Below are 13119 nucleotides of genomic sequence, written 5' to 3'. Positions count from 1 at the left end.
AGGAATATCTGCCTGTTCCAGATCAGGTTGGGGTGATTGGCCGAAGTGGTATGAGTCTGTAGGCTACTGCTGGTCCTATCTTGGCGGCAAATTGCCACCACCAGGAGCACTAAGGTTTTTTCGAAATCAAGAACAACCCAATGAAAGTCAGTGCTCCATTCAATGCCAGAATAAAGAAACCAAACCAGCTTCCGCTAGCTAAATCTATAAAGTAAGAAAGCAAGGGGGCCGCCAGGCAAACCGGAAGCACATATTTATCTATCACCTGTCTTTTGGTAAGAAGTCCAAAGCTAAAAAGGCCTAGAAGTGGGCCATAGGTGTAGCCGGCAGCTTTGAAAATGGAATTAATGACACTGTCATCATTAATAGCGTTGAAAATGAGAATGACCAGAAACAGAAGCACCGAGAAACCAATGTGAACCTTAAGGCGGGTTCTTTTTTTCTCCTCTTCCTCCTTCTTTTCGAAGTTCAGAAAGTCTACGCAAAAAGCCGTGGTAAGGGCAGTGAGTGCAGAGTCTGCACTGGAATATGCTGCGGCAATAATTCCAAGTAAAAAGACCACTCCGGCAAAAGTGCCTAAATGGTTTAAGGCCAAAAGTGGGTAGAGGGTGTCGGTCCTGGCAGGAATTTCAATTCCCTTGTTATTGGCATACATAAATAGTAATGCGCCCATACCAAGAAAGAGTAGGTTGGCAAAAATGAGTACCACGCTAAAACCAAATACGTTTTTTTGAGCCTCTTTAAGATTGCGACAAGTCAAATTCTTTTGCATCATGTCCTGGTCGAGCCCTGTCATTACAATAGCAATAAGGGCACCCGAGATAAACTGCTTAGGGAAGAACCTGGCGCTACTCCAGTCCCAATAAAAGATTTTGGACATTTCGCTTGCCTCAATTTGGGCAATGGCATCGCCAATAGACCAGCCCAGTTCTTTGGTAATGATGAAAATGGTAACAACCACTGCGGTGAGCATAAACAGCGTTTGCAGAGTATCTGTCCATACAATAGTCTTTATCCCACCCTTGAAAGTGTAGACCCAAATGAGCAGTATGGTCACCATAACACTCACCCAGAAAGGTACTCCAAAGGCATCGAACAAGGCCGTTTGTAATACTATAGCTACCAGAAACAGCCTAAAACTTGCGCCTACTACCCTCGAAAGCAAGAAGAATCCTGACCCGGTTTTATACGACCAGAAACCAAAGCGTTGCTCCAAATAGCCATAAATAGAAACCAGGTTGAGGCGATAGTACAATGGCATAAGCACTGTGGCAATAACAAAATAGCCCAGCAAGTAACCGATTACCACCTGAAAGTAGGAGAAGAAGCTATTACCCACCTCCCCCGGAACGGAGATAAACGTAACTCCCGAAAGTGAGGCTCCAATCATACCGAAAGCCACTAAATACCAGGGGCTTTGCCGGTTGGCCGTAAAGAAAGTCTGTGTATTGGCACCTCTGGAAGTCAATCGGGCAATCACGATCAACATCAGAAAATATCCACCAATTAGGGCAATGACAAGCGTAGGACTCATGGGGTAAAGATATCAGTATATCAGTGATGAGAAAACAGTTCATCAGAAATCGGGGGTATTGCTGTAACCGTTGCATCGTTGCGAGAAACAAACTTTGCACTGGCAGCAGGTTGCGACAAAGCAACCTACTTGTTTTACACGGTGCGCCTTTATGGTAGAGACTGTCGCAGCCGCACTTGCCACGCAATGACGGAGAAGAGCCAGACTACTGATTTCCGATTAACCAATCGCCACCAACTGGTTATGCAGATGATTTTCATTAAATTTGTTCCAAATTTTAGAGATATGCGATTAAGCTACCAAGAGCAAGAAAGCGTAGAGGTATTGGATGAGGTGATTGAAGAAGACCTGTGCGATTTGGTGGTCTTCAATGACGATGTGAATACTTTTGAGCATGTAATCAATATCTTAATGAAGGTGTGTAAGCATTCTGCCGAACAGGCCGAACAGTGTACACTCCTGATTCACTACAAGGGTAAGTGCACGGTAAAACATGGCACCTTCAAAGAGTTAAGACCCATGTGTGAAAGTATTTTAGAGGCGGGGATTACCGCAACAGTTATGTAATTTTTGCCCACTACTATCTTGAACTTCCCCCCAAAAATTGTAGAAAATGCCATAGAAGAAATCTCCAAGCTGCCCGGAATCGGTAGAAAGACAGCTTTGAGGTTGGTATTGTATTTACTGAAACAAGAAAAAGAATCTACCGAAAACCTTACTTCGGCCCTCGCGCAGCTTAGAGAAGATATTCAGTACTGCGGCACCTGCCATATAATCTCAGATACTACCGATTGCACCTGTCGCACCGTTACTCGCGACCTTACCACTATTTGTGTGGTACAAGATACGCCAGATGTAATGGCCATAGAAAATACCCACCAATATAAGGGACTGTACCACGTTTTGGGTGGAGTAATTTCACCAATCGAAGGTATTGGGCCGGAAGATTTACACATAGACTCCCTCTTTTCCCGTATTGAAAAAAGCGATCCTAAAGTGGAGGAAGTAATACTGGCATTGAGTCCTACTATGGAAGGAGACACTACAGCCTTCTATATCACCAAAAAGTTGAAGGCTTTGGGCATAAAAGTCACTACTATTGCACGAGGAATACCAATTGGTGGCGAACTGGAGTATGCCGATGAGGTAACTCTGGGCCGCAGCATATTAACAAGAACCATTTACGATTAGAACAGGACATGAACATTGTTTCAGACCGCATTAAAAACATGGCCGAGTCGGCCACGTTGGCCATGGCAGCCAAGGCCAGAGAATACAAAGCAAAGGGTATCAATGTAATTAGCCTTAGCTTGGGAGAGCCAGATTTTAAAACACCACAGCATATTCAGGATGGAGCCAAAAAGGCCATCGATGAAGGAAAGTATTTTGCATACCCTCCCGTAAATGGATACCTGGATCTTCGCGAAGCAATTGCCGAGAAATTCAAGAAGGAAAACGGACTGAATTATGCGCCCGACCAAATTGTGGTTTCCAATGGAGCCAAGCAGTCTATAGCCAATATTTTTCAGGCCATCATCAATGAAGGCGATGAGGTGGTAGTTTTTTCACCCTTCTGGGTAAGTTACTCGGCCCTGATTGAGCTGGCAGGAGGTGTGCCGGTATTAGTAAAAGGAGGAATAGAAAACGATTTTAAGGTAACTGCCGAACAATTCGAGGCAGCCATTACCTCTAAAACTAAGGCCATGATTTTTTCTTCGCCTTGCAACCCCACCGGCTCAGTGTTTACCAAGCCCGAGTTAGAGGCCATAGCCAAAGTGGTGCTCAAGCACGAGAACCTCGTTGTAGTGTCTGACGAAATTTATGAACACATCAACTATACTGGTGCCCATGCCAGTATAGGAGCTCTGCCCGGAATGCTGGAGAGAACCGCCACAGTAAATGGTATGGCCAAAGGTTTTGCCATGACCGGCTGGAGAGTGGGCTATATTGGTGCTCCCACCTGGCTGGCCAAAGCATGTAACAAAATCCAGGGGCAGTTTACCTCGGCCAACTGTTCAATAGCACAGCGTGCGGCACTCACTGCCCTTACCAGCGATTTGGAGCCAACCCGCCAAATGACCAAAGAGTATTTGAGAAGAAGAAACCTGGTGAAGGAACTTTTAGACCAAATACCGGGCTTTAAAACCAATATGCCGCAAGGAGCATTCTACTTCTTTCCCGATGTGAGTGCCTACTTTGGGAAGAGCGATGGTACAACTACGGTAAAGGATGCCGATGATTTGGCCATGTACATTCTGGAAAATGCTCATGTTTCTGTGGTAACGGGAGGCGCCTTTGGCGACCCTGACTGTATACGACTTTCCTATGCAGCTTCTGAAGAAGAGCTGCGTGAGGCCATTAGCCGAATGAAAACCGCTTTAGCTAAATTGCAATAAATGACTTTTAATAGCGCAGAATCTCTTTTTGAAGCTTTCAGCAAACTGAAGGTACTGGTAATTGGCGATGTTATGGTAGACTCCTACATCTGGGGCTCGGTAAGCCGCATTTCGCCTGAAGCACCTGTGCCGGTGGTATTGGCCAAAAGTAAGGAAAAGCGACTGGGTGGCGCGGCCAATGTAGCGTTGAACGTGCAGTCTTTAGGAGCCACCCCCATTCCCTGCGCTATTGTGGGAGATGACCCCGATGGAGAGTTCTTTTTAGAACGACTTCGGGAAAGGGGAATTCCCGACAAAGGGGTAATTACCAGTTCTGAACGAGTGACTACCGTGAAAGAACGAATTTTGGCCGGCTCTCACCAAATGCTCCGGGTAGACACGGAATCAGACAAAGACATGAGCGAGATTGAGCAGAAGAGCCTTTTAGCTCATATTAAAAATCTCTTGCCCGAGTGCCAGGTGGTTATTTTTGAGGATTATGACAAAGGAGTCATTAACAAGACCATTATAGCCGAAACCATTAGTGAGGCCAACCGGTTGGGAATTCCAACGGTGGTAGATCCTAAAAAGCGCAATTTTCTGGATTATAAGGGCGCTACCCTCTTTAAACCCAACCTAAAGGAGTTGAGAGAAGGGCTCAAAGTAGATGTAGACCCCAAAGACATTGACTCCATTAAATCAGCCGCTCAGGCTCTCCAAAGTGCCTTAAATGCACACATGATTATGGTTACCCTTTCAGAACATGGAGTTTTTATTAAAGACAATGGAGAAAACCACCTGATACCCGCCCATGTTAGGCAGATATCGGATGTTTCAGGTGCCGGAGACACCGTAATAAGCATTGTGGCCTGTGGCTTGGCAGCCGGATTAGACGCCAGGAGAACAGCCGCATTGGCCAACCTTGGAGGTGGTTTGGTTTGCGAACATGTAGGGGTTGTGCCAATCAATAAAGACGATTTGCTGGAAGAGGCCAATGAACAAAATATCTTCAGCTAATGCCCTTCATTAATCTAAAAGATATCCCATCTAAAGAACTATTGCCCGGCTTTTCCGGCAAGATGATTCATACTCAAAACATGACCTTGGCCTATTGGGAGATAAAGGCCGGGAGCGAATTGCCCGAACACTCACACGTTCACGAACAAGTGGCGGCACAAGTTATTTCAGGAGAGTTTGAACTAACTCTTGAGGGGGAAACCAAGCTAATGAAAGCAGGCGATGTAGCCATTATACCTTCTAATGCTACACATTCGGGAAGAGCCATAACCGACTGCCAATTGCTGGATGTCTTTAACCCGGCTAGAGAAGACTACCAGTAGTTGCTTTAAATTAGTAAGCGCTACCCTAATTCGGGTAATCTTTTGATTTTCAGTAGATAAGTGCGAAAATATAAAGGTGGGGCAGCGTATTTCCTGACGGTAATTTCCTAATTTATGGTCTAATTTTTTCATTATGGAGGCCATTATATACATGCCGGGCTTGGGTTCCAGCTTTACCGACCAGTCACTTGCAAGCTTTGCCCATCGATATGTGAAAGCGGTAGATATCAATGAGCCCAACGAGAAAAAGAAGTACTCCATCAAAATTCGGGAAGAATCTTTTGGTATTGATGGTGGACTCAAAACGCAGGTGGCTGCGGTGCACGAACAACTTGGACAAGAAAGTAGGCATGTCATCGATATCTACGAGTTCAGTTATATCGATGAGCTAACAGCCAGTTTTAAGAAAACCAGTCTTATTCATAAAACCTTTGTACTCAGCGCAATTCTCTTTTTAAATGTGCCGAAAGTGTTTTATTACACACTGAGGCGAATAGTAAAAAGGAGAGGTGGTATTTCAGAAGGGAGCTCGGGTCAATTTCTGTATGCAGCTTCAATATTGGCCCTGTTGGCCTCTTTTGGGTTGCTGTTGGTGGCTTCATTTCCTGTAGCCATTGGCGATATGGTGGACTTGAAAGCCCTACCTCAATTCAACGACTTTATAGAGAACAATAGGCTTGGTCAGTTTATAGACTCGGTATATGGTGTTATGCGCGGCAAAGCCGAATACCTGATCGGGTTTTTTGCACTTTTTTATCTGGTAATGCCCGATTTTAAATTGTTCATAACCGAAATGGCTACCGAGCTGGTGTGTATGATCCGATACTTTAGCACAGGACATAACCGGCTCAACCTTACGGGTAAATTTGAAGAACTTCTCGAAAAGGTAGCCGAAGAAGATAAAAACTACGATCAGGTGACGGTAATGGCCTATAGCTTTGGAACTATGGTGGCTTTGGACACACTTTTTCCAATGAAGGGCGCTACTAGCTTCAGGGTTGCCGATAAGGTGACCCATTTGGTAACCATAGGCTGTCCTTTCGATTTTGTGAGGCTTTATTGGAAGAGCTATTACCAAGAACGTGAGTTTAAATCTACTACGCTTCGGCACTGGTACAATATATATTCTCAAGCCGATATTCTCTCTTCAAATTTTAGAAAAGACCACCAGGAAGGAGAAGCCGAACAATCGGTAACTGCTGAGGCTTTGTTGCCACAAAACTTGCCCTTCAATGTATTGCCCAAAAAGCGATTCAACTTGCTTGGATTTATTATGCTTTCGGGTATTCGGGCACATGGTATGTATTGGGAAGATCAGCTCAACAGCGCCAGTTGCCTGACTACCCTGGTGGCCAGGCGCATGGAAAATGAAGCCGCAGCCATATAGCCTCCTGCTTCATTGGAGAGTATAGAACTTGTGCCAATAACTCTGCTTTTATTTCTTAAATTGAAAGAATATTAAACTTCAACCATATGTCATTAACACGCGATATCGTAAAATCCCAGGTGGTGAAGCCGGCATTGGAAGCTGTGAGCGACTTTGACGGTGATTTCGAAAACTTTAGCTTCAATGGGTTTCAGCCAACTCACAGAAGTGTCTTTCTCAATAAAATAAAGTCCAATATTCAGGCTATTCCGGTAACGGACGATGGCACCACCTACCATCAATACATGTACGATGTCATCTTAAACCCAACCATCTTTGCAAGCTGGTCTGTGGTGAAAGATTGTATCGACTACGTTTCTAATAATTACAGCACAGGCCCCAGGTAAATCATGAAAAAGCTTATAGCACTTCTGTTGTTTGTGTGTGTACAGGCGCATGCACAATACACTTTCCAAACCGTGGTAGATACTCCAAATCCACCTAAAATCAATATTCTCATTGGCAATCTGGGTATCGATGCTAATATCAACCAAATAAAAACGTTGCACTACTTCGATTCTACTCAGAATAGCTTTGCATTCTACGCCAATGGCAAGGAGCTTTTTCAGAATCCGGATATTGCGGTGAAAACACGATTTCAGAACAAAAACATACAAGTAGAGATATCGGGTATTTCCAAATATGAACTCGTTCTGCTTCAAAATACTCAGGCCAATGTGTATCTGAGTTCTAAAGCAGATATAAAACTAATTCTGACCAACGGTGTGCATACCATCAGCAAGCCCGATTTGGAGAAGCAATCATTAGGCAAAATCGAGATGAATGAGAGTATTATGGATATATACTTTGCTGCTTCGGGAGGTGAATATGCCTATGCCAATAACTCATTTAACTGGAGTTTTACGCCTAAAAGTGAAAGCGATATTGGCAAGCTGGAACTCAATGCCGACTTCAGTTTTCATCAGAGTTATGCTCTTGGCTCAGGCAAAGGAAACGATAAGAAACCATTGGTTTTTTACGCAAAGGGTAGAGTAAGTACCAACTCAAAAGACTCGTTGAACTACCTGTATGTTTACCCGATCAACTTCAATATTTCCGGAGCCAGCGATGCCCAAATGATGGCCCGGTTTGGGGTAGAGGGCAACCAGACCTTTACAAGCGGGAGAATGGCCTTTAATTTTTCTTATGAAAAGCTAATCGACAATTTGGTAGACCTGACTTACGGAAGTAATCGATTACGCCTGAAGCCTGTGCTTAATGTGGGTGGAAAGATTTATAAGGAATTTGATAACATGCGAATTGGTGCCGATGGCGAAAATGAATTCTCTGGTCAGGTTTATGCCAACCTTTATTACAACATTCCCGTGTTCGACAATTATTCCATTATACTGGAGTCTAACGCCTATTATGACTTTAGCGAAAAAATCAATCCCGAGCAGAAAATCAGACTCAACTACAGCGTTGCCCTGGGTGTAGAGTTACCAAAATCGCCATTCAAGACGTTGTTCAAGTATCGTGATGGCCAGGTTGATGTGAACAACCTGGACGATAGCAACCTGACCATTGGCCTGCTGGCCGACTTAGAGTCTTTAGTGGGCGTTACGGGTAAAAAGTAAGCCCTAAGCTACTTTTGCTTTTCCGCATAATCCACCACCAAACGGCTCATAAGTCGTATGCCTGTGAGCATACCTGAGTCGTCTACATAAAAGTCTGGTGTATGGTGAGGTGCCGATTTGGCCGGATCTTGCCCTTTGGGCATTCCTCCAATAAAGAAGTACAAACCCGGTATTTGTTCCTGAAAGAAAGAAAAGTCTTCAGCTCCGGTAATGGCATCCATAGAAGCATTCACATTTTCGGCACCGGCAACTTCTACAAACGTGTCGGCCATAAGGGCCGTTAAGTCCGGGTCGTTGAAGGTAACCGGATACCCTTTGTTAATAGTAAGGATAGCTTCAGCACCATTGCTGGCTGCAGTGTTCTTTACTATGCGCTCAAAGGTAGCAAATAGTGTTTCTCTCATTTGGGCATCGAGCGTTCGAATAGTACCCACCATATGCACCTCTTCAGGAATAATGTTGTTTCTAACACCTCCTTCAATTTTGCCAAAGCTAAGTACTGCGGCTGCTTTGGTAAGAGGCAGGCTTCGGCTCACCACAGTTTGGGCATTATTAATGATTTGTGCTGCCGTTACTATCGGATCAACTCCTGTCCAGGGAGTGGAGCCATGAGTTTGTTTTCCTTTGATGTGTAAGTCGAAACTGTTGACGGCTGCCATAATTCCATTTGGGCGATAATTTACTTTGCCTACTTCGGTTTGTGCATTAATGTGTAATCCAAAGATAACATCCATACCCTGGACTACGCCCTCTTTAACCATGAGTTCGGCACCCCCTTCTTCTCCGGCAGGGGCTCCTTCTTCAGCAGGCTGAAAAATGAATTTGATAGTGCCTTTAATATCTTTCTTCACTTGGCTTAGCACTTCTGCAACTCCCATTAAAATAGCCAAATGGGTGTCATGTCCGCAAGCATGCATTACCGGAACTTCCACTCCATTATATTCTCCTATTTGCTTGGAAGCCCATGGCAAATCCACCCGTTCTTTTACAGGAAGGCCATCCATGTCGGCACGTAGCCCTATCACCGGACCGGGCTTTCCTCCTTTGAGAATACCTATTACTCCGGTTTTGGCAACCCCTTCTTCTACCTCTAACCCAAGGCTTTTGAGGTGTGTGGCTACATAAGCCGCGGTTTTAAATTCACGATTTGAAAGCTCTGCATTTTCGTGTAGCCAGTGTCTCCATTCAATCACTTTAGGCTCAACATTTTTAGCAAGTTCCAGTACTTTATCGGCTAAAGCGTTTTCCTCAGGGTTGTTGTCGTTAGAGAATGAATTTGAAGTAGCGAATAAGCTTAAAAGGCAAAGTAGGACTGGTATTATCTTCTTCATAAAAAGGAATTTTGATGAGGAAGATAGGACTTAATTCTCGATGATGAAAACTATGGATTGAGGACTGATACCTCGTCTAGGGTTTTTTTATAGTTGATGGTTTTCCGGCCGTCATAAGCACCATATTCAACTACCACAATCAAGAAAGCCTAAGACAGAAATTAATTCAGAGACTTCTATCTGCTCAATAATTGGGCAGAAGAAGCTAACGGATCGTAATGAACAGAAGGCTCAGGACACTCATATTAGCCACCATTTGTGTCTTCACAAATGACTACTATAAAGTGCTATGAATACACAGCTTATTTACTTCTATGTGATCTAAACAATTAATCATATCGAAGAGATATCAAAACATGAAACGAAACTAACTAAATTCATTAGGTTGTTTTCAATATTGATTTATTGCTGATTAAGTTGTATTATTGAGTTAGTTTCCATCTTATGAAAAATAGACACTCATTCTTTCTTTCTTTCTTTCTTGTTGCTGTTGTGTCGTGCAGTACTCAAGAAGAACCAATACCTGAGGAAATTCCTTTATTACCGTTGTTAGCAGATTTTCAGGTGGCTCAAAGTAAGTGGGTTCCTAGAAAGTTGAGTATTGGTTATGACACAATAGATAATCACATTGTCGTGTCTGCTAAAAATGAAGAATCATTATGGTATATGATATTAGAAAATAATTCGAGGACCATCGATTTTACACGCCCATTTAATATCGAGAATTATTCTTTAGACTATCCAGATTTTTTCCAAGCAACCTTTCGATTAAATAGCTCGGAGCCCGGAGGGTCTATCTGGATGGCAACTAATTTTAATCAATTGGTTAGGTTTGAGATTTCTGAAATTTATGAAGACTCAGGGTATAAGTATTGTGCTGGGAGTATAGAAATTTACACAAGGGGTGACCAAATTCCACTTACTCTAAGAATTGCAGGTAATTTTAAGAATGTTAGTTATGGCACTCTTGCACCATGAATGTAAGGTAGTATTAGATTGTGTCTGTTAATAAATCAATCGTAATAATCAATAAACTATGAAAAACACAATACTAACATTAATAATAGGTTGCGTTTGCTTAGGAATGAACGCCCAGACTATTAAGCTTGAAAATTACACGCCCAATATGCGCATTTGCCCGAATGAAGAAACCTTTCTGTCATTCTCGGCCAGAGATGCTTTTAATAACAAGCTCGCTGGAAAATTTGTCTTCGCACTGTATATCAATGGCAATCTAGATACTACAACACAAGTTCATATAGGTAGTAGTCCTTGGGTAAACACAAACTCTCCATTTCAACTACCTGAGCTAACTAATTTGAATTTAAATGTTGATAATAGTAATAATAAAAGAGCAAATTTTTTTATTGGAAAAACAGAAATTATTCAAACCAATCCCCCTGACACTATTTTTGTTGATGGACTACGGCAACAATCTAATGATGTGCAGATTGTTGCAAGATTTAAAGATGATATTTTCTCTTCATGGGTGGAGGAAACTTTTTATTTTAGGTTTAATGTAGTGCCACCAGGTAAAGCTGTAGTACAAGGCACAAATGATCTTTATTTCTGTTCAGTAAATCAAATTCAAACTGTTACTTTGCCAGATTACCCATCGGATTCTAATAACTCTGACTTTTGTTTTTGGCATCATCAGTGGATTTGGGAATTGCCAGCTGGGTGGAAAGTAACAAGCACTAATGGAAATCTAAGTAGTGCTACAAATATTTATCAAGGAGGCAAGACTGTTAAAATCCAAGCGCCTTCTGCGTTTCCTACAAGTGCTAGTTTAAATGTCAGGTCACAGAGTGTTTGGCCTTACCCGATCAACACGACCACGGAAATAAATATGAACCCTGCACCCTTGGCAGCTTCAATTACTTATGAAGATTTGGGATATATGCCGATAGAAATATGCTATGAACAAACTAATGATCCCGGCACTTTTCATGTCACTCTTCCTGTAGGCACCAATGCACAAAGTTACTATTGGGAGACCAATGCTGGAACAATATCTAACTCAACTACTACTGTTCCTTCTGTAACTATTAACTTTAATGCTGGTTCAGCTATCAACAGATATTTAAGAGTGAAAACCACTAATTTCTGTGGTACCTCTAATTGGAAGACATTTTTCTTTGATATGTCACATCAACCTTATGGCTGTTCGGGTTCTGGAGGACCAATGATGATGTCAGTAGGCACCTATCCAAATCCTACTAGTGACGAAATTAATATTGAACTAACAAGTAAGGAAAGACCTTTGCGTAATGCTACTTCAGAGAGATACCAAGCTTATTTGATTAATAGCGAATTAGAAGTTGTTAGAACTTTGGAACTGAACGAAAAATCTACAAAGATGAATGTGAGAGATCTTCCGAAAGGTACTTATTATTTACGGGTTGTTAGTAGTGGAGGGTCGACTACGAGCCAAATAGTAATTAAGTAACCCTATTTTAATTGTAAAAAATATATTTCTCGATTAAAATAAATCCGCCTGAAAAAATGATTCAATGAACACAAGGTTCAGTTTGAGGCCGTAATTTTTGGAAATGTTAAAACCAAGTAAAACCCTCGAAAACGATTCAAACTTTTATTTACAATGACATGAATAGAGACAGAGTGCAATCTCATAAATCAGATAATGCTGCTTTTCGCTATTGAGCCTACTTTCTTTTCTTAAGCCTAAAAATAAACCCCTCCAAAGTTCAGAGGGGTTGGTCAGGGTCAGGCAATAGTTCAAAAACCAACCCTTTTGCCCAGCTAATCACATGCTCACGAATTTAGAAGCCTTTGGTAGTAACCATATAATCACCTTTTCCTTTGCATTCAGGGCAGGGTAACCCATATCCAACTCGTCCGCTTCCGGAACAGTAGTAACAGGTAACTAATTTGCCATCTTCGACTATTCTTTTCTCCGGAAATTTCACTACTGTTTTGATTCCAGCTATATCGTTTTTCACCTCTTGATTTCTTGCTTTTTTTTCCAACCTTCTTGTCAACACTAGCTTGAGTCCTTCGATATGCGCAAATTCAGGATGATCTCTCATCAAGACTTCTATGTTTGCGTAGGTTGAGATAGTAGTACGATTCCGAATGCACCAAAGCCTTCTTTCTCGGCTATACCAGATTTCAATGCCCTTATGCCAATAGGTTTGTCCCATTTAGAGAATTTAAGTCATCGAAAAATATTTTGTAAGATTATTACTTTACAACATAACTAATTCTTTTCGATTTAACTATTAGGGCTACTTACTTAGATTGAATGACCCATGTTTTGACACTTTGCCGCCATTTACGTCTCTACAAATGATTCTGATAAGGGTTGCCAAGACACAGCTGGAAACTTAAGTGGTTTATTTACTTCTATGTGATCTAAATAGGTATAATTATTTATTTGTCACTACGAACTCAGTACCACCTTCTTCAGCAGGCTGAAAAATGAATTTGATAGTGCCTTTAATATCTTTCTTCACTTGGCTAAGCACCATATTCAACTACCACAATCAAGTAAGCCTAAGACAGAAATTAATTCA

13 protein-coding genes are annotated in these 13119 nt (G+C 42.2%); 10 read left to right on the top strand and 3 right to left on the bottom strand.

Annotation, left to right across the window (positions count from 1 at the left end):
* Nucleotides 1-109: 109 nt before the first annotated feature.
* Nucleotides 110-1534 carry a sodium:solute symporter gene (locus tag B3O12_RS10525; RefSeq protein ID WP_286756268.1) on the bottom strand — a complete coding sequence of 475 codons (1425 nt, stop codon included), beginning with the start codon at nt 1532-1534 and terminating at the stop codon, nt 110-112.
* Between the two features lie 285 nt (nt 1535-1819).
* On the opposite strand from B3O12_RS10525, the gene B3O12_RS10520 reads away from it, so the two are divergent.
* From B3O12_RS10520 to B3O12_RS10485, 8 genes are all read left to right on the top strand, one after another.
* Nucleotides 1820-2101: an ATP-dependent Clp protease adaptor ClpS gene (locus B3O12_RS10520; RefSeq protein WP_189629262.1), complete on the top strand. Its 282-nt coding sequence runs from the start codon at nt 1820-1822 to the stop codon at nt 2099-2101.
* 18 nt (nt 2102-2119) lie between these two features.
* Nucleotides 2120-2725: a recombination mediator RecR gene (recR, locus tag B3O12_RS10515; protein ID WP_286756267.1), complete on the top strand. Its 606-nt coding sequence runs from the start codon at nt 2120-2122 to the stop codon at nt 2723-2725.
* An 8-nt stretch (nt 2726-2733) separates the two neighbouring features.
* Nucleotides 2734-3930 (top strand): pyridoxal phosphate-dependent aminotransferase, encoded by a 1197-nt coding sequence (locus B3O12_RS10510; protein WP_286756266.1) that lies wholly within the window; start codon nt 2734-2736, stop codon nt 3928-3930.
* The gene (locus B3O12_RS10505) at nt 3931-4926 is read left to right on the top strand and encodes a bifunctional heptose 7-phosphate kinase/heptose 1-phosphate adenyltransferase (protein WP_189628468.1); all 996 of its coding nucleotides are present in this window, start codon (nt 3931-3933) and stop codon (nt 4924-4926) included.
* Nucleotides 4926-5249, top strand: a complete 324-nt coding sequence (locus B3O12_RS10500) for a cupin domain-containing protein (protein ID WP_286756265.1) — start codon at nt 4926-4928, stop codon at nt 5247-5249. The genes B3O12_RS10505 and B3O12_RS10500 overlap by 1 nt, the downstream gene beginning before the upstream one ends.
* 133 nt (nt 5250-5382) lie before the next feature.
* Complete coding sequence (locus B3O12_RS10495) at nt 5383-6636, top strand: hypothetical protein (protein WP_286756264.1); 1254 nt, start codon at nt 5383-5385, stop codon at nt 6634-6636.
* A gap of 86 nt (nt 6637-6722) precedes the next feature.
* Complete coding sequence (locus B3O12_RS10490) at nt 6723-7022, top strand: hypothetical protein (RefSeq protein WP_189628465.1); 300 nt, start codon at nt 6723-6725, stop codon at nt 7020-7022.
* Nucleotides 7023-7025: 3 nt separating this feature from the next.
* Complete coding sequence (locus tag B3O12_RS10485) at nt 7026-8252, top strand: hypothetical protein (protein WP_286756263.1); 1227 nt, start codon at nt 7026-7028, stop codon at nt 8250-8252.
* An 8-nt stretch (nt 8253-8260) separates the two neighbouring features.
* Here B3O12_RS10485 and B3O12_RS10480 read toward each other — a convergent pair whose 3' ends face one another.
* On the bottom strand, nt 8261-9583 hold the full coding sequence (locus B3O12_RS10480) for an amidohydrolase (protein ID WP_286744447.1): 1323 nt from the start codon (nt 9581-9583) through the stop codon (nt 8261-8263).
* 444 nt (nt 9584-10027) lie between these two features.
* On the opposite strand from B3O12_RS10480, the gene B3O12_RS10475 reads away from it, so the two are divergent.
* Together B3O12_RS10475 and B3O12_RS10470 are read left to right on the top strand one after the other, a co-directional pair.
* The gene (locus B3O12_RS10475; RefSeq protein ID WP_286744444.1) at nt 10028-10561 is read left to right on the top strand and encodes a hypothetical protein; all 534 of its coding nucleotides are present in this window, start codon (nt 10028-10030) and stop codon (nt 10559-10561) included.
* 58 nt (nt 10562-10619) lie between these two features.
* Entirely contained in the window at nt 10620-12032 is a 1413-nt protein-coding gene (locus B3O12_RS10470) for a T9SS type A sorting domain-containing protein (RefSeq protein ID WP_286744441.1), read from the top strand.
* Between the two features lie 334 nt (nt 12033-12366).
* On the opposite strand, the gene B3O12_RS10465 is transcribed toward B3O12_RS10470, so the two are convergent.
* Nucleotides 12367-12747: a hypothetical protein gene (locus B3O12_RS10465; RefSeq protein ID WP_286756262.1), complete on the bottom strand. Its 381-nt coding sequence runs from the start codon at nt 12745-12747 to the stop codon at nt 12367-12369.
* Nucleotides 12748-13119 lie beyond the last annotated feature (372 nt).

Origin of the sequence: Roseivirga sp. UBA838 (genome assembly GCF_002296035.1) — a bacterium.
Taxonomy (GTDB): domain Bacteria; phylum Bacteroidota; class Bacteroidia; order Cytophagales; family Cyclobacteriaceae; genus Roseivirga; species Roseivirga thermotolerans.
This window is presented reverse-complemented; position numbering and strand designations above follow the sequence as displayed.